The sequence below is a fragment of the Bacillus sp. PK6-025 genome (genome assembly GCF_056530265.1).
In genome coordinates, this window is the sequence record NZ_CP096509.1 from 1,545,020 (window position 1) to 1,562,320 (window position 17,301).

The window sequence follows — 17,301 nt, forward strand, 5'->3', positions numbered from 1 at the left end:
GCGGCAATTTGTTTTTTAAGAAGGAAATTGACGATGAATTACATTCTCAATTAGGGAGGATATTGGAGATGCAATTAGAGATCGGGAAACAATCGCAGCAGAACCGTCACACGTTTCATTTTGAAAATTGGAGGCAGCACGGGGAATTGATTGCTGCGCTTTTGTCGGGTTTGTTGATTCTTGCAGGCTGGCTGTTGTCCGGCAATAAAACATTGTCCGTTGTTCTGTTTATTTTAGCTTTTTGTATCGGCGGCTTTGCCAAAGCGAAAGAAGGTATACAAGAAACGCTGGCGGAAAAAACGCTGAATGTTGAACTTCTGATGATTTTTGCGGCGGTCGGGTCAGCGCTGATCGGCTACTGGGCTGAAGGGGCAGTGTTAATTTTTATCTTTTCTCTCAGCGGGGCGCTTGAAACGTATACATTAAATAAAAGCAAACGCGATTTGACATCGCTGATGAAATTGGAGCCGGAGGAAGCCGTTTTGCTCGAAGAAGAAAGAACAAGAACCGTGGCGGCGGCCGATCTTCAAGCGGGCGACCTCATTCTTATTAAACCCGGGGAACGCATTGCGGCAGACGGGGAGATCGAATCGGGAAGAACGAGTATCGACGAATCGGCACTAACGGGTGAATCAATCCCCGCGGAAAAAACCCTCGGAGACGCGGTTTTTGCGGGTACAGTCAATTTGAGCGGATCGCTCACCGTCCGTGTCACAAAGACAAATGAAGATTCGTTGTTCAAAAAGATCATTCGGCTCGTTGAGTCTGCACAAAACAGTGTTTCGCCGTCACAGGCGTTTATTGAGCGGTTTGAAAATATTTACGTTAAAGGGGTTTTGCTTGCTGTCGGACTGCTGCTCTTTCTGCCACATTTTCTGCTTGGCTGGAGCTGGAGCGAGACATTTTACAGAGCGATGGTGTTCATGGTCGTCGCTTCGCCGTGTGCCCTTGTCGCTTCAATCATGCCTGCCGCGCTGTCTTTAATCTCGAATGGCGCAAGAAACGGCCTGCTTGTCAAAGGCAGTGTTTTTCTTGAAAAACTTGGCAACAGCAAAATCGTTGCATTGGATAAAACGGGAACGATTACGAACGGAAAGCCCGGCGTGGAGGATATGCTTTTAGCTGCTGATATCGAGGAGCGCGAATGCTTGGAGGCTGCTGCTGCGATTGAGAAGCAGTCAGGCCATCCGCTTGCCAAAGCGATTGTCGAGTATGCAGAAGCAAAAGGCATCGAGCCTCCCGCGAATGTGTCAATCGAGGAGACGTCAGGGTTTGGCGTTCAGGCTCGATACAATGGAGAGACATGGCTGATCGGCAAAGCTGGATTTGTCGGGGAAGAGGCAGCCGGGCAATTTCTCACGGCGGCTGTTCAGGAGCTTGCCAAGCAGGGAAAAACAATTGTGTTCGTGAAAAAAGGCGAAAAAATCGCGGGGTGTTTTGCATTAAAAGACCAAATCAGACCGGAAGCTAAAGCGGTGATCGAAGAGCTGAATGCGCTTGGTGTTCAGACGGCGATGCTGACCGGGGACCAGCCTGAAACCGCAGCGGCCATCGCACGAGAAGCGGGCTTGAAAATCGTCGTTTCAGAATGCCTTCCTGACAGAAAAGTAGAGGAAGCGCAAAAACTGAAAAAAACATACGGAACAATCGTTATGGTGGGAGACGGAATCAATGATGCACCGGCCCTTGCCGCCGCTGATGTGGGGATCGCAATGGGGGGAGGCACAGATGTCGCACTGGAAACAGCGGATGTTGTTTTAATGAAAAACGAATTGACAGGACTGACCAAAATGATTCGGCTCTCCCGGAAAATGAATACGATCATTAAACAAAACGTGATTTTCTCTCTTGGTGTGATCTGTCTTTTAATCTGCAGCAACTTTCTTCAAATTCTTGATCTGCCACTCGGTGTCATCGGACATGAAGGCAGCACGCTGCTTGTTATTTTAAACGGTCTCAGGCTGCTGAAATCCTAAATAAAGAAACGGCTGCATGCTAACGGCAGCCGTTTTTTCACATCAGAGGGCTGTTTGAGGAAGAGGCGGCAATAATAGAAGCGGGCGGCATCCTCACAATACATAAGCGGTGAGCAAGAGACGGGAAAAACTGATACAATGGATGTGATGCTTTTACATGTTAAATGTATGGTACGGAAACTGTCTCAAGGAGTGAAAAGGAGCATGGAAAGAATTGAACAAATCTCTTCCTGGCTGAAAGAAAAAAACATATCTTCGGCTTTTATTCATTCAAAAGAAAACGTATTTTATCTTACCGGCTTTTATACAGAACCGCACGAACGGCTGATGGGCGTTTTTATTTTTCAAGATGAAGAGCCGTTTTTTGTTTGTCCGCAAATGGAGGCTGGTCAGGCGAGAGCAGCCGGCTGGGCGTATGAGATCATCGGATACGGGGATCATCAAAACCCTTGGGAACTCATATCCTCAGCGCTTCAAAAGCGAAACAGCCAATGTTCAAAAGTGGCGGTTGAAAAAGAAACGCTTGCTCTGTCGCGCGCCGAAATGCTGCAGGCGGTCACAAACGGTGCGGAGCTTGTCTCTGCAGAAGAAAGGCTGAACCAAATCCGCGTCATCAAAGACGAAAAAGAAATCAGCATCCTCCGTGAAGCGGCCAAGCTTGCCGATTACGGAGTCGAAGCAGGAGCCGCCGCATTAAAAGAGGGGATAGCGGAAATTGATGTCGTCGCTAAAATCGAGTATGAGCTGAAGAAAAAAGGAGTCCAGGGGATGTCGTTTTCCACAATGGTCCTTTTCGGAGAAAAGTCAGGACAGCCGCACGGAAACCCGGGCAGCCGCACGCTTAAGCCGGGCGATTTCGTCCTCTTTGATTTAGGCGTGATCATTGACGGTTACTGCTCTGATATTACAAGAACGCTCGTGTATCAAAATGTGAGTGAAAAACAAAAAGAAATATATGATACGGTGCTTCAGGCCGAAACGGAGGCGCTTAAGATGAGCAAACCCGGTGTCAGAATCGGTGATCTTGATTTAAAAGCGCGCGGCATCATCGAAAAAGCGGGCTATGGCGATTACTTTCCTCACCGTCTCGGGCACGGGCTCGGGATTTCGCCTCATGAATATCCGTCCATGAGCCATAACAATGATGAGCTTTTAAAACAAGGTATGGTATACACGATTGAACCCGGCATCTATGTGCCGGAAATCGGAGGGGTGCGCATCGAGGATGATGTACTTGTCACTGCCGATGGAGCAGAAGCGCTGACAAAGTATCCAAAAGAGCTGACTGTCATTTCTTAAAAAACGGAACCCGCGCCCGCGCGCGGGTTCTTTTTTATGCTGACGTGAATCGTTTGTCTTATTACCCGCGTCAATCCTTTGAAATGAAAAAATCGTCAAAGGAACGGAATGGTTTGATCTCGTGTTTTTCTTTAAGCGGTTTCATCGCTGCTTTTGAAGACAGTACGATAACGATACATAATAGAATCAGAATGAAGATACCCATTTTTCTTCCCCTTTCTGGAATGAAAACGTGTTCAGCACCGGTGCTGCCTTCATTCTAAATTATGAAACGCTTTCCATATCAAGCCCTAAATTAATAAAAAACCCTGATGTCAGGGTTTTCAGGAATTTTGCCGAGCCGCTTAATAAGATTGACGTTGAAAAAGTCTTGTGATGATCGTTTGATGAATGAATCTACAGCGCCTTTTTGTTTTTATTATGGGGATTTAGATTGATCAAAAGATAATCGGATTGCATCATTATTCTCATGTGAAAAATTTGTATACTAAGCTCAAAAGAAGGGAGGGATTAAATGGGACAAACGCTGACAAATTAAATCTGCCGCAGACAATTTCATCTCTCATCCAGATATTTCAGTCCCCGCAATGATTGCGGATTCACCCCCACACAAATAAGCGTTAAAAAACTTCTCTAATGATTTGAAAGTCCATTCTCTATGAAAGGAAGCTAGCAAAGAGTGAAAACATTAGGATATGTACTGTTTTTGTCGATATTTGCTTTTGTCAGTATCGTACCGGCAGCTGACGCGAAAGTGATTGATCATGACAAAGTGCAAGGCTTCAGTGAAGTAACCCCTGTGACGGTTTCTCAAAAAGCGGCCAAACGTTTTCAGCCTTATTTAAAGGTCGGAAGCGGCTGCGTGCCTTTTCCCGCAGTTGACGCACAAGGCAATACAAGCGGAGGCCTGGAGCCTACCGGAGCGCCCGAAGGACACTGCAGCAAAAGCGTGGGACAAGTGTACTCCCGCTCTGCATGGTACAATGGAGTATGGGCGATTATGTACGCATGGTATTTTCCTAAAGATTCACCTCTGCCTTTTAAAGCATTCGGCCATCGACATGACTGGGAAGGAATCGTCGTATGGATCGATAACCCGGCAAATCAAAATCCAAAAGTGTTTTCCATCGCTTATTCTCAGCACGGTAAATTTCAAAAAACAGCTCCAAACAACAAGATCATGGAAGGTGATCATCCGAAAATCCGCTATGATGCTCCTCAAGCACCGATTAACCACAGTTTATATGTGGACAACGCAAAGGGCGGAACCCAGCCTCTCATCGGATGGGAAGATTTGACGCCTGCCGCAAGAAACGCATTGAACACGACGGATTTCGGAAGCGCAAACGTTCCTTTCAATGATCACAATTTCATGAATAACCTTGGAAAAGCATGGTTTAGATAAAAATATTTCGTGTATCGGCTGATTGTGAAATATTTTTATATCAGCCGGTTTTTTTCTCCGTACATCTTCTTCACTGTTTTCTTCATATTTATAGAACCCCGAAAAAAATTCCGAAAACGATCAAAATCCACGTCTCCAAGCGATATAATTTCTTTATGACGCGAAATGATCCGGCATGTATGAAAAGATTTGAAAGAAAGAAGGGAAACGAATGGCAAATATCAGGGAAATAGCTGAAGCCGCAGGGGTTTCCATCACGACTGTTTCAAGGGTTCTCAACGGCCACCCGTATGTCAAAGAAGAAAAACGTCAAAAAGTTCTTGAGACGATTGAACGGCTCGAATATGCAAGGAATATGCATGCCGTTCATTTATCCAAAGGCTTTTCAAATATGATAGGTGTTGTGCTGCCGACCATCGGCCTCCCTTATTTCGGCGAGCTGCTGGAAGGAATCGCTGAAGAAGCTGCAAAGGAAGGCGTTCACTTTTCGCTTTATCAAACAAATTATCAATTGGAAAAAGAAATTTTCGCATTGGAGCAGCTGAAACAAAGACAGGTGGACGGCCTGATTTTCTGTTCAAAAGCGATGTCTGATGAAGCGCTTTTGGACTGGCATGAGACCGGTCCGTTCATTCTGTGCCAGGACTCAAGCGAACAGTATTTTTCAACGGTCAGCATTCCGCACAAAGATGCTTTCCGGTTAGGACTGGATTTTTTGATTGAAAAGGGGCACACAAAAATCGCCATTGGTTTGGCAAGGAAAAATGGCATGAACAGCCATTTTCGCCTCGAGGCATACAAGGAAGCTTTGGCCGCGATCGGGGAGCCTTACCGGGAAGAATGGGTATTCGAGCGGTCGCTGACGATAACCGACGGGCAAAAGCTGTTCTCTGAATGGAGAGAGATGGAGGAGAAGCCGACAGCTGTTTTTATCGCCAACGACCAAGTAACAGCCGGTATGTTTCTTGAAGCGCAGCGTCATCAGGTGGATATTCCCGGAAGCCTCGCCATTTTAAGCTGTGACAACCAGCCAATCAGTGAAGTGCTGGGCATTTCAACGATCAAAATTAATATAAAGGAAATGGGGAAGCATGCGTTTCGCCTTTTGCGAAAAAGAATCGGCGGTGCCGGCCCGGAAAAACAGACCGTTCCATACAAGCTGATCAAAAGGGCGACTGTGTAATGTAATCAAAACATCAATCATTTTCCAGACAGTGATCAAATTTCGACATTTTTCATCAAAAAGGTCAAAATAAATTGACGCGCTTTCATGAGTTTTGTACGATATGAGAGATTGATGACAAAAAGGAGCTGAGGATCGTGAACAGATCCTTTACCGTTGAAAAGGTACTCAACAACAACGTTTTAATCGCTCTCCATGATGATTACAGAGAAGTTGTCTTAATTGGCAAAGGAATCGGTTTTGGCAAAAAGCGCGGAGATCTTATCGAACATGAGAACTATGAAAAAATGTTTATCCTGGAAAATGATAAGGAACAATCGCAGTATAAGAAGCTCCTCACTTATGTCGATGAAAAAATGGTTGATATCGCCAATGATGTTATCTACCATATCGCGCAAAAAATCGGCCAGCCGCTGAACGAACACATTCATGTCGCGTTGACGGACCATATCGCATTTGCGGTTAAGCGCTTAGAAAAGGGATTTGATATGAAGAATCCGTTTTTGCTTGAGACGGAATCGCTTTATCCGAAGGAATACGAAGTCGCCAAAGAAGCCGTCGATATGATAAATGAAAAATCAGACATTCAGCTGCCTGAAGGCGAAATCGGGTTTATCGCACTTCATATCCACAGTGCGATGACGAACCGCCCGCTTTCTGAAGTCAATCAGCATTCCCAACTGATCTCCAGGCTTGTCCAGGTCATCGAGGATTCGTTCCAGATGCAGGTCAACAGGGAAAGTGTGAACTATTTGCGGCTGATCAGGCACTTGCGCTTTACGATCGACAGGATTAAACGGGACGAGCCGATTCAGGAGCCGGAAAAATTAATGTTATTGTTGAAAACGGAATATCCGCTGTGTTACAATACTGCTTGGAAGATGATCAAGATCTTGCAGCAAGCGCTCAAGAAACCGGTTCATGAGGCAGAAGCCGTTTATTTGACATTGCATTTGTACCGTTTAACTAATAAAATTTCATAACGCCTTTATAACGTGTTACTGATTCGATCAGGCATGAGTGAAAAAAGGGAAGAAATGAAGACGCTGTCTTTTGTTTCTTAGTGTACCCGCTTTCACCCATGCCTTTTTTGTCGTTCTAAAGGCGAAATGTAAACGGTTTATTTGGATGAAAAAGCAGTCTTTTGAACGAAGTTGTCATGAATTTTTGCTGTAAGGTCAAACTATCCTTAGAGGGGGTTAAAACATGTTTAAATCGCTATTTGGCGTTCTGCAAAAAATTGGACGGGCGCTGATGCTTCCTGTTGCGATCCTGCCGGCTGCAGGGATTCTGCTCGCGCTTGGTAATGCCATGCAAAATCCGCAGATGACAAAAGTCGCACCATTCTTAACGAACAGCACCGTTCAGCTTGTTGCGAAAGTGATGGAAAGTTCAGGTGACGTCGTGTTCACCAACTTGGCGCTCCTTTTCGCAGTCGGGGTTGCCATCGGTTTGGCTAACGGCGACGGTGTTGCCGGAATCGCCGCTATTATCGGATATCTTGTTATGAATGTCACGATGAGTGCAGTGCTTCTTCAAAACGGTTCGATTCCAAGCGACGCAGTTGAAAGAGCACAGTTCTTTACTCAAAACCATCCGGAATACACGACAATGCTCGGCATACCGACATTGGCAACGGGGGTATTCGGGGGTATTATTGTCGGTGTCCTGGCCGCTGCCATGTACAACCGATTCTACACAATCGAGCTTCCGCAGTATTTAGGATTCTTTGCCGGAAAGCGCTTTGTTCCGATCATAACATCGATTTGTGCATTGCTGCTGGGACTCGTCATGCTGTTTATCTGGCCGCCGATCCAAGGCGCGCTGAACAGCTTTTCGACAAACTTGCTTGCAGCAAATGAAGCGGTCGCAGCTCTCATTTTCGGAATGATTGAGCGGGCCCTGATTCCGTTTGGTCTGCACCATATTTTCTACTCGCCGTTCTGGTACGAGTTCTTCAGCTATACGAATCAGGCGGGAGAAATTGTCCGCGGTGACCAAAGAATTTTCATGGCGCAAATCAAAGACGGCGTCGATTTGACAGCGGGTACATTTATGACCGGTAAGTATCCGTTCATGATGTTCGGTCTTCCTGCGGCAGCGCTCGCTATTTATCATGAGGCAAAACCGCAGAACAAAAAGCTTGTTGCCGGTATTATGGGTTCAGCAGCATTGACATCATTCTTAACAGGGATCACTGAGCCGATCGAATTCTCATTCTTGTTCGTCGCTCCGATTCTGTTTGCGATTCACTGTGTGTTTGCCGGCCTGTCATTCATGATGATGGACATTTTAAATGTTAAGATCGGGATGACATTCTCCGGCGGTTTGATCGACTACTTCCTGTTCGGAATTCTGCCGAACCGCACAGCTTGGTGGCTTGTCATTCCTGTCGGTTTAGTCCTGGCTGTCGTCTACTACTTCGGATTCAGATTTGCCATCCGCAAGTTCAACTTGAAAACGCCTGGACGCGAAGATGCAGCTGCAGAATCCGCTGATGAAGGCAAAGAAGCAGCAGGAGATCTTCCTTATCAAATTCTAGAGGCGATGGGTGACCAAGAAAACATCAAACACCTTGACGCTTGTATCACAAGACTTCGCGTCACAGTCAACGATCAGAAGAAAGTTGACAAAGAGCGCTTGAAAAAACTCGGCGCATCTGGCGTGCTGGAAGTCGGCAATAACATCCAAGCGATTTTCGGACCAAGATCCGACAATTTAAAATCGCAAATGCAAGACATTATGTCAGGCCGCACGCCGCGTCCTGAAAAAGCACCAAACGCTGCCGAGGAAGTAGAGCAGCAAATCGAAGAAGTCATGGTCGAGCCTCTTCAAAATGAATCAGGTGAAGAAGTATTCGTTTCACCGCTTGCTGGTGAGCTTCATCCGATTACAGATGTTCCGGATCAAGTATTCTCCGGAAAAATGATGGGCGACGGATTCGCGATTCTTCCTGCAGAAGGCACAGTTGTGTCACCTGTAAGAGGGAAAGTGCTGAACGTGTTCCCGACAAAGCATGCGATCGGTCTGCAGTCTGACGGCGGCAGAGAAATTCTGATCCACTTTGGAATCGATACGGTCAGCCTGAAAGGTGAAGGCTTCACTGCATTTGTTTCTGAAGGTGACCGGGTTGAGCCGGGCCAGAAACTGCTTGAAGTCGACATTGAAAAAGTGAAGGACAGCGTACCTTCCCTGATGACGCCGATCGTGTTCACGAACCTTCAAGAAGGCGAAAGCGTGAGCTTAAAGGCAGAAGGCAATGTCAGCCTGACACAGGACGATATCGTCCGCGTTGAAAAATAAATTCACAAAATGGCCGTACTTGTCAGATGACATGTACGGCTGTATGATATAATATTGTGAATGTACTAAAAGCTTTAAATTAAAAGGAGATTGATAAAAAATGGCACAAAAAACGTTTAAAGTAACTGCAGATTCTGGAATCCACGCTCGTCCAGCGACTGTTCTTGTACAAACAGCAAGCAAATATGATGCAGATATCAATTTGGAATATAACGGAAAAACCGTCAACCTTAAATCAATTATGGGTGTTATGTCACTAGGTATTGCTAAAGGTGCTGAAATTACGATTTCTGCTTCCGGCGCTGATGAAAATGATGCTCTTTCCGCACTTGAAGAAACAATGAAAAGCGAAGGTTTAGGCGAATAATGCTTGAACTAAAAGGAATAGGCGCTTCAGCCGGTATTGCGATCGCAAAAGCATATCGGCTTGAGGAGCCTGATCTAACGGTTGAAAAGAAAAACATCTCTGATTCTGATGCGGAAGTAAATCGTTTTGAAGACGCCATCGAGCGTTCTAAAAAAGAGCTTGAAATCATTAAAAACCATGCATTGAAAGAGCTTGGAGAAGATAAAGCGGAAATCTTTTCTGCACATTTGTTAGTATTAAGCGATCCGGAACTGTTAAACCCGATTAAAGGCAAAATCAAATCGGACTCCGTCAACGCGGAATTCGCTTTAAAAGAAACGGCCGACATGTTCGTCACAATGTTCGAGTCGATGGATAACGAATATATGAAAGAACGCGCCGCAGACATCCGCGATGTCACCAAGCGTGTCACAGGGCATCTTCTCGGCGTTGAAATTCCGAACCCGAGTCTGATTTCCGAAGAGGTCATCATCGTAGCCGAAGACTTGACACCGTCTGATACAGCGCAACTAAACCGCAACTTTGTTAAAGGGTTTACAACAGATATCGGCGGACGGACGTCCCACTCAGCCATCATGGCGCGCTCGCTTGAAATTCCGGCCGTTGTCGGCACAAAAGCGGCAACAAAAGGCATTCAAAACGGCGTAACTGTGATCGTTGACGGTATCAATGGCGATGTCATCGTTGATCCTGCCCAGGAAACAATCAGCGAATACGAAGAAAAGCATCAAGCCTTCCTGGCGCAAAAAGCCGAATGGGCGAAGCTTGTCAATGAACCGACTGTAACGAATGATGGACATCATGTGGAACTTGCCGCTAATATCGGTACACCTGATGATGTAAAAGGCGTTCTGGAAAATGGAGGAGAAGCAGTCGGCCTTTACCGGACTGAATTCCTTTACATGGGCAGAGACCAGCTTCCGACTGAAGAGGAGCAATTTGATGCCTATAAAACCGTTCTTGAGCGTATGGAAGGCAAATCAGTTGTCGTTCGTACTCTTGATATCGGCGGAGACAAAGAGCTTCCATATTTAGAACTGCCAAAAGAAATGAACCCTTTCTTGGGATACAGAGCGATCCGTCTTTGCCTTGATGAGCAAGAGATTTTCAGAACGCAGCTTCGTGCGCTGCTTCGGGCAAGTACATATGGAAACTTAAAAATTATGTTCCCTATGATCGCGACTGTAAACGAATTTAAAGAAGCGAAAGCAATTCTTTTAGAAGAAAAAGAAAAGCTGAAAGCTGAAGGTCAACAAGTTTCCGAAGACATTGAAGTCGGTATGATGGTTGAAATCCCTTCAACAGCTGTGATCGCTGATCAATTCGCTAAAGAAGTGGATTTCTTCAGCATCGGAACGAATGACCTGATTCAATATACGATGGCTGCTGACCGGATGAATGAGCGGGTATCTTACCTTTACCAGCCGTACAATCCTGCGATTCTCCGCCTGATCACGCTTGTCATTGAAGCGGCCCATAAAGAAGGAAAATGGGTCGGCATGTGCGGCGAAATGGCGGGAGATGAAATTGCGATCCCAATCCTGCTCGGTCTTGGACTGGACGAGTTCTCAATGAGCGCGACGTCAATCCTGCCGGCAAGAACGCAAATCAGCAAGCTTTCTAAAAAAGAGACGGAATCGTTCAAAGAGCAAATTCTGTCCATGAGCACAACAGAAGAGGTTGTACAATTCGTAAAAGAAACCTTCAATATGGCATAAGCGATTGAAAATCCGGACAGGCATAACCAATGCCCGTCCGGGTTTTTTTGTTGATCTGAATGATCTCGGCTGCGGCGGAAATAATACATGTGACCAATAGTTAGAAAGGGGGATTTTGATATGCCCAGGCAGCCATTCAAACCGGGTGATGAGGTCTATGTCATTTACCGGAACCCGCATGCCGCCAATGTCGCGCATATAAAGGAAGCTGAAGTCGTTGATCACCCGCTTCACGAAGGTGAACTGGCATTGTTTATGTATGATACATATCACGCCTTTGCCGAAGATGATGCAGTTTTTTCTTCATATGAAGAGGCGGAACGGCTTTACCGTGAGTTATTTGACGGGGTATGAAAATATTACCGGTATATCACATCCTCTAAATGCAAAAAGTAACGGAAATAAGCAAAGGATGTGTCTGTTTCCAATGGTAAAACCGTTTGTTCCCCAGCTCGTCTATATTGAACCGAGAGCGCTGGAATACCCGCTGGGAAAAGAGCTGAGGGATAAATTTTCAAACATGGGGCTTGAGATCAGGGAAACGACTTCACACAATCAGGTGAGGAATATCCCGGGGGAAGGCCACCTGCAAAAATACAGAAATGCGAAATCCACTTTGGTCATCGGCGTCAGAAAAACATTGAAATTCGATTCATCAAAACCGTCCGCAGAATACGCGATTCCGTTTGCAACAGGGTGTATGGGTCACTGCCATTACTGCTATCTGCAGACGACAATGGGCAGCAAGCCGTATATCAGAACGTACGTCAATGTGGAGGAAATACTTGATCAGGCGGACCAGTATATGAAAGAACGCGCTCCCGAGGATACGCGGTTTGAAGCTTCTTGCACATCTGATATTGTCGGGATTGACCATTTGACACACACATTAAAGCGTGCAATTGAGCATTTCGGTCAATCCGACCACGGTAAATTGCGTTTCGTGACAAAATTCCATCATGTCGACCATTTGCTTGATGCCAAGCACAACGGAAAAACGCGTTTCCGCTTCAGCGTAAATGCCGATTATGTCATCAAAAGTTTTGAACCCGGCACATCCCCTTTGGATAAACGGATCGAAGCCGCCGTGAAAGTAGCGGAAGCAGGCTATCCGCTTGGTTTTATCATCGCTCCGATTTATATTCATGACGGCTGGCAGGAAGGCTACAGAGTGCTGCTCGAAAAGCTCGATCGTGCGCTGCCGCAGCATGCAAGGCGCGACATTACCTTTGAAATGATCCAGCACAGATTCACGAAGCCGGCAAAAAGAGTCATTGAAAAAAACTATCCAAAGACAAAGCTCGAACTGGATGAAGAAAAACGGCGCTATAAATGGGGCAGATACGGGATTGGCAAATATATATACCAGAAGGATGAAGAAGCAGAGCTTCGCAGCGCCCTTGAAACGTATATTGATAACTATTTTCCCGAAGCAAAAATCGAATATTTCACATAACAGAGCTTTAGCCGGAAAAGCTCTGTTTTTTGTTTTGAGATGTTAAAAAAGGGTTTTTCCACTCCATTAAGACCGCATAATGAAGCGATTCCTCATCTTCAATGTAGCCGGGAATCACGCAAACCGGCGATCGTCCGCACTGGAGCAGGAATGAGAGCACGGGATCGCGCTTTTCCCCGTCCAATACAGCTTGAACATACTGTTCGGGCGTCATTTCTTCAGCCGACTTGTGATAATGGGGAATCCGTCCGCCGCCAATGAGCCGCTTGAGCCCTTTAAAGACCGTCAGTTCATACATGGACTGCATCAGCCGCTTTCCGATGCCGAGTTTTCGATAGTGAGGGGACACGGAAATATCGACGACATAAAGGGAGTTTCCATCGTTTTGATGTGTGCCGATATACCCGTTGTCTGTCACTTCGTCCCAGCTGTGGTGAGGATGATGCGGATCAAAATCAGTCATGAGCGCCGTCATCGAACCGATGATTCGGCCTTCGGAAACCGCGCAAAGTGCACCATCGGGAAATCGTTCAATATGGGAATGGAGCTGCTTTTCATTCCACAAAAGGTCTTCCGGAAACGGAGGCGGAAAGCATTCTCTTTGGAGTGCAATCAAATCGGGAATATCTTTGTTGTTGTAATTGCGGATGTCCACCTGCTGATAAGAAATGCCGTTATCGACGTAAAACTGTTTATAGATCGCCCATCACTCCTTTTGATATTTCCTTCATTATACCGTTATTTTAGCAGGCTATCTTAATTTTGCGAAATTTTGGCCGATAAAAAGAATATGAAGGTGCATGTAAAGGAGGGTTTCATTTGTTTAAAAAACTGCATGTCAAAATTGCCGGATTTGTTGCCATCCTGCTGATTTTGACGGTTATCGTCCTACAGTTTTCCACAACACATTTGTTGAAATCAATGCTTGAAGATCAAGCAAAAGAATCGACTTCAAGTCTGCTTAACTCGATCAAAGGTAATATCGAGCTTCAATTAGAAAACTATGAAATCGCTTTAAATCGTATGAGCGACAGTCGAATGGCGCAGTCATTTTTAGAAGATGATCAAAATAAATTATTGGGCAGACTGATCAACGACGAATTAAAGCAAATCAAGGATAAAAACGAATTTGTCACCAATGCGTATATAGCGACTTCAAAAAAAGATATATGGATATACCCGAAAGCCGAATTTGATAAAGATTTTGACCCGACGACCCGGCCCTGGTACACATCGGCTGCCAAAACGCCTGATCAAGTGATCTGGACAGAGCCGTATCAAGATGTCGTGTCTGGAGAGATGATGGTCGCAGCGGCTAAAGCAGTCGTTGTCGACAATAAAGTATTAGGCGTCATCAGCTTAGATATTTCACTGAATTCATTAAACAAAATTATCGAAAATCAAAAGATGCCATATGACGGCTACGCATTTATTTTGGACCAAAACGGGACAATGCTTGCCCACCCGTCAAAACAAGGTGACGATATATCGAAAGACAAAACATATCGGGACATCCCGTCATCCAAAGACGGAATCAAAGTAGGCAAAGATACTGTGATCGCTTATCAGACCGTCGGTGGTACGGGCTGGAAAGTCGGTACGCAATTCGACACGGCGAAGCTGATGTGGGTCGCACAGGAAATGAACAAAATGGTCATGATCGTTTCAATCATTGCTTTGGCAGCGGCGATCATTTTAAGCTATTTCCTTGCCAAAACGATCACAGGCCCGATTAAGCAGCTGATTGCCAAAACAAAGGCTGTCGCGGGCGGTGATTTGACGGTCCAGACAGCAGCTGCCTCAAAAGACGAAATCGGTATATTAACAAAAGACTTCAACAAGATGGTCGAAAACATGAAAGAAATGATTGTGCAAGTCGGAACCTCGTCCGGAAAAGTATCGAAAACGACCGATCAATTAAGCGCTGTTTCAAAAGAAACGGTTTCTGCGAGCGATGAGATTGCCAAAGCAATCGAAGAAGTGGCGACAGGTGCGACAGAACAAGCGGCAGAGATCGAAAATGTAAATGAACAATCCGAACGGCTATCTGTCAAAATTAAAGAAATTGAACATCATGCCGACAGCATCAAGAAGCTTTCGAGAACATCAGAAGATGCAAGCTATACAGGAATCGATGCCCTCGGGCAGCTGCTTGCAAAATCAAATGAAGCCAACTCGGAGACGAAGAAAGTGGAACATATGCTTTTGCAGCTTGAAGAAAAAACGAAAAACATTGAAGAGGTTGTTACAGCCATCTCGGCGATCTCTGATCAAACAAACCTGCTTGCTCTGAACGCCAGCATTGAAGCAGCCCGTGCCGGCGAAAGCGGACGCGGTTTTGCGGTAGTTGCAGATGAGGTGAGAAAGCTTGCCGAACAATCGGCGGTCTCTTCACAGCATATCAGTGAAACGGTCAAGCAGATTCAGCTGGAAACGAAAGAAGCCGTATCAGCGATGACGGAAGCAAGCAAGATGAATGAAGAGCAAAATGGAATGATTCATGAGACAGGAGAAGCGCTCAGCAAAATTACTGCAGAAATGCAGGCGCTCGTCAACTCAATTGACCACATTTACTCTGAAATCTCTGGTATGAGCGGAGAACAGCAAAAAATGTCTGATTCGATCCAAAGCATTTCAGCTATTTCCCAGCAGTCAGCAGCGGCTGCGGAAGAGGTCAGCGCTTCGACAAACGAGCAGCTGACAGCGCTGGAAAGCATCGCCAAATCGGCTGAAGCGCTGAGTGAGGCCAATCAAGAATTATTAAATGCGATCAATAAGTTTAACGTGTAATAAAGAAGTCCCTCTTTTTGAAAGAGGGACTTTTTCAACGCTCACAATCCCAATTTTCAGAATATACATGTTACACTATAAATATGAAGGGAGTGATGATTGTGGACTTAAAGATGAATGGCAAAACGGCGCTTGTGGCAGCAAGCAGCAAAGGACTAGGCAATGCGATTGCAAAAGCCCTTGCGAAAGAAGGGGCAAATGTCATGTTGTCTGGGAGACACGAAGCGGACTTGAAAAAAGCTGCGGAAGAGCTGAATGGACTCGGCGGCGGATCCATCTCATATCAAGTATGCGATCTTGCAGATGCTGACGGGATCAAAGCGCTCGTTCAAAAGACTGCTGACACATTTGGAACGATCGATATGCTCGTCAACAATGTCGGAGGACCGAAAGGCGGCAGCCTGCTCGATCTGACAGACGCTGACTGGACTTCTTCATTTGAATTGCATCTGCTCAGCTATGTCCGTTTAATCCGCGAAGCTTTTCCATATCTAAAAAAGGATGGAGGCCGCATTGTTAATATCGCTTCTTCATCAGTCAAGCAACCGATTCCGGGGTTGCTGCTTTCCAACACGTTTCGAATGGGAATCGTCGGTCTGACAAAATCCATTGCGGAAGAGTTGGCCGAACACCGCATTTTGATCAACACGCTCGCCCCTGGGAGAATCGCGACAGATCGCGTGGCAGAGCTTGACCGGCTCAAAGCCGAGAAAACAGGCCTTACCGAGCAGCAGGTGAAGGAAAGCTATGAGAAAGAGATTCCGCTCGGCTCCTACGGAAAACCTGACGACTTTGCACAATATGCAAGCTTTCTTTTATCAGAATGCAATACATATATGACTGGACAGACTCTGCTGATAGACGGCGGAATGGTAAAAGCAATTTAAGGGGGATGACATCATGAAAAAAACGATCGGATTTATCGGACTCGGAGTAATGGGAAACAGCATGGCCTCGCATATTTTAGCTGCAGGCTATCCCGTCAGCGCCTATACGAGAACAAAACAGAAAGCGGACAGCCTCGTGGAAAAAGGGGCGGAATGGAAATCATCCGTCAAAGCACTGGCGCAGTCGTCTGATGTGATCATCACAATGGTCGGCTACCCAAAAGACGTTGAAGAAGTTTACTTTGGAAGCGAAGGCATTATTGAAAATGCCAAAACAGGTTCTTACCTCATCGATATGACGACTTCCAAGCCTTCTCTCGCCAAACAAATCGAGGCTGCTGCAAAAGAGAGAGGACTTTACGCTTTAGATGCTCCGGTTTCAGGCGGGGACGTCGGCGCGAGAAACGGCACGCTCGCCATTATGGTCGGAGGAGAACGGAAAGCCTTTGATGAATGCTACCCGATCTTTTCGATCATGGGTGAAAACATCCAATATCAGGGGCCGGCCGGAAGCGGCCAGCATACGAAAATGTGCAACCAGATTGCGATTGCTGCAGGTATGATCGGTGTCGCAGAAGCGATGGCCTACGCCAAAAAATCCGGACTCGATCCCGACAATGTGTTAAAAAGCATTACGACCGGCGCTGCGGGAAGCTGGTCCCTCTCAAATCTCGCGCCTAGAATGCTGAAAGGCGACTTTGAACCGGGCTTTTACGTCAAACACTTTGTTAAAGACATGGGCATCGCGCTAGAAGAAGCGGAGTTGATGGGCGAGAAAATGCCGGGGCTCGAGCTTGCGAAAAGCCTTTACGACACCCTTGTGGAAAAAGGCGAAGAAAACAGCGGCACCCAAAGTGTGTACAAGCTTTGGACAGAATATAAATAACGAAAAAAAACCACTTGCTCAATGCAAGTGG

15 protein-coding genes and 1 pseudogene are annotated in these 17,301 nt (G+C 46.0%); 14 read left to right on the forward strand and 2 right to left on the reverse strand.

What is annotated here, in order from left to right; genetic code table 11:
- The first annotated feature begins 68 nt into the window (after positions 1–68).
- Both M1D67_RS08045 and M1D67_RS08050 read left to right on the forward strand, forming a co-directional pair.
- On the forward strand, positions 69–1,976 hold the full coding sequence (locus M1D67_RS08045) for a heavy metal translocating P-type ATPase (RefSeq protein WP_145929646.1): 1,908 nt from the start codon (positions 69–71) through the stop codon (positions 1,974–1,976).
- A gap of 204 nt (positions 1,977–2,180) precedes the next feature.
- Positions 2,181–3,275, forward strand: coding sequence for a M24 family metallopeptidase (locus M1D67_RS08050; RefSeq protein WP_128822338.1), 1,095 nt, complete (start codon positions 2,181–2,183; stop codon positions 3,273–3,275).
- A 70-nt stretch (positions 3,276–3,345) separates the two neighbouring features.
- Here the strand turns inward: M1D67_RS08050 and M1D67_RS08055 are convergent, their stop codons facing one another.
- On the reverse strand, positions 3,346–3,480 hold the full coding sequence (locus tag M1D67_RS08055) for a hypothetical protein (protein WP_003181237.1): 135 nt from the start codon (positions 3,478–3,480) through the stop codon (positions 3,346–3,348).
- 474 nt (positions 3,481–3,954) lie between these two features.
- Between M1D67_RS08055 and M1D67_RS08060 the strand changes: the two genes are divergently transcribed.
- The 8 genes from M1D67_RS08060 to splB all read left to right on the forward strand — a co-directional run bounded on the left by M1D67_RS08060 (position 3,955) and on the right by splB (position 12,707).
- Positions 3,955–4,680, forward strand: a complete 726-nt coding sequence (locus M1D67_RS08060; protein ID WP_145624700.1) for an NPP1 family protein — start codon at positions 3,955–3,957, stop codon at positions 4,678–4,680.
- A gap of 211 nt (positions 4,681–4,891) precedes the next feature.
- The gene (locus M1D67_RS08065; RefSeq protein ID WP_075213212.1) at positions 4,892–5,863 is read left to right on the forward strand and encodes a LacI family DNA-binding transcriptional regulator; all 972 of its coding nucleotides are present in this window, start codon (positions 4,892–4,894) and stop codon (positions 5,861–5,863) included.
- Between the two features lie 137 nt (positions 5,864–6,000).
- Complete coding sequence (gene glcT, locus M1D67_RS08070) at positions 6,001–6,846, forward strand: glucose PTS transporter transcription antiterminator GlcT (RefSeq protein WP_003181243.1); 846 nt, start codon at positions 6,001–6,003, stop codon at positions 6,844–6,846.
- A gap of 223 nt (positions 6,847–7,069) precedes the next feature.
- Positions 7,070–9,166 (forward strand): glucose-specific PTS transporter subunit IIBC, encoded by a 2,097-nt coding sequence (ptsG, locus tag M1D67_RS08075; protein ID WP_020451176.1) that lies wholly within the window; start codon positions 7,070–7,072, stop codon positions 9,164–9,166.
- Between the two features lie 100 nt (positions 9,167–9,266).
- Positions 9,267–9,533 (forward strand): phosphocarrier protein HPr, encoded by a 267-nt coding sequence (locus tag M1D67_RS08080; RefSeq protein ID WP_003181247.1) that lies wholly within the window; start codon positions 9,267–9,269, stop codon positions 9,531–9,533.
- On the forward strand, positions 9,533–11,251 hold the full coding sequence (gene ptsP / locus M1D67_RS08085) for a phosphoenolpyruvate--protein phosphotransferase (protein WP_479831762.1): 1,719 nt from the start codon (positions 9,533–9,535) through the stop codon (positions 11,249–11,251). Before M1D67_RS08080 ends, ptsP begins: the two co-directional genes overlap by 1 nt.
- Before the next feature lie 120 nt (positions 11,252–11,371).
- On the forward strand, positions 11,372–11,605 hold the full coding sequence (locus M1D67_RS08090) for a transcriptional regulator SplA domain-containing protein (protein WP_023857298.1): 234 nt from the start codon (positions 11,372–11,374) through the stop codon (positions 11,603–11,605).
- A 73-nt stretch (positions 11,606–11,678) separates the two neighbouring features.
- Complete coding sequence (gene splB / locus M1D67_RS08095; protein ID WP_023857297.1) at positions 11,679–12,707, forward strand: spore photoproduct lyase; 1,029 nt, start codon at positions 11,679–11,681, stop codon at positions 12,705–12,707.
- 7 nt (positions 12,708–12,714) lie between these two features.
- Here the strand turns inward: splB and M1D67_RS08100 are convergent, their stop codons facing one another.
- Complete coding sequence (locus M1D67_RS08100; protein WP_023857296.1) at positions 12,715–13,407, reverse strand: GNAT family N-acetyltransferase; 693 nt, start codon at positions 13,405–13,407, stop codon at positions 12,715–12,717.
- Positions 13,408–13,628: 221 nt separating this feature from the next.
- Between M1D67_RS08100 and M1D67_RS08105 the strand changes: the two are divergent.
- The 4 genes and pseudogenes from M1D67_RS08105 to M1D67_RS08120 all read left to right on the forward strand — a co-directional run.
- Positions 13,629–14,555, forward strand: a pseudogene (locus M1D67_RS08105) (HAMP domain-containing protein); the annotation flags it as partial.
- Between the two features lie 15 nt (positions 14,556–14,570).
- Entirely contained in the window at positions 14,571–15,497 is a 927-nt protein-coding gene (locus M1D67_RS08110; RefSeq protein WP_373367297.1) for a methyl-accepting chemotaxis protein, read from the forward strand.
- 101 nt (positions 15,498–15,598) lie between these two features.
- On the forward strand, positions 15,599–16,384 hold the full coding sequence (locus tag M1D67_RS08115; RefSeq protein ID WP_224146018.1) for an SDR family oxidoreductase: 786 nt from the start codon (positions 15,599–15,601) through the stop codon (positions 16,382–16,384).
- 13 nt (positions 16,385–16,397) lie between these two features.
- Positions 16,398–17,270: an NAD(P)-dependent oxidoreductase gene (locus M1D67_RS08120; protein ID WP_195257723.1), complete on the forward strand. Its 873-nt coding sequence runs from the start codon at positions 16,398–16,400 to the stop codon at positions 17,268–17,270.
- The last annotated feature ends 31 nt before the right edge of the window (positions 17,271–17,301 follow it).

Coding starts and splice junctions, on each gene's coding strand:
- M1D67_RS08045 (WP_145929646.1), top strand. CDS start 69: ATGCAATTAGAGATCGGGAAACAATCGCAGCAGAACCGTCACACGTTT.
- M1D67_RS08050 (WP_128822338.1), top strand. CDS start 2,181: ATGGAAAGAATTGAACAAATCTCTTCCTGGCTGAAAGAAAAAAACATA.
- M1D67_RS08055 (WP_003181237.1), bottom strand. CDS start 3,480: ATGGGTATCTTCATTCTGATTCTATTATGTATCGTTATCGTACTGTCT.
- M1D67_RS08065 (WP_075213212.1), top strand. CDS start 4,892: ATGGCAAATATCAGGGAAATAGCTGAAGCCGCAGGGGTTTCCATCACG.
- ptsG (WP_020451176.1), top strand. CDS start 7,070: ATGTTTAAATCGCTATTTGGCGTTCTGCAAAAAATTGGACGGGCGCTG.
- M1D67_RS08080 (WP_003181247.1), top strand. CDS start 9,267: ATGGCACAAAAAACGTTTAAAGTAACTGCAGATTCTGGAATCCACGCT.
- ptsP (WP_479831762.1), top strand. CDS start 9,533: ATGCTTGAACTAAAAGGAATAGGCGCTTCAGCCGGTATTGCGATCGCA.
- M1D67_RS08090 (WP_023857298.1), top strand. CDS start 11,372: ATGCCCAGGCAGCCATTCAAACCGGGTGATGAGGTCTATGTCATTTAC.
- splB (WP_023857297.1), top strand. CDS start 11,679: ATGGTAAAACCGTTTGTTCCCCAGCTCGTCTATATTGAACCGAGAGCG.
- M1D67_RS08110 (WP_373367297.1), top strand. CDS start 14,571: ATGATTGTGCAAGTCGGAACCTCGTCCGGAAAAGTATCGAAAACGACC.
- M1D67_RS08120 (WP_195257723.1), top strand. CDS start 16,398: ATGAAAAAAACGATCGGATTTATCGGACTCGGAGTAATGGGAAACAGC.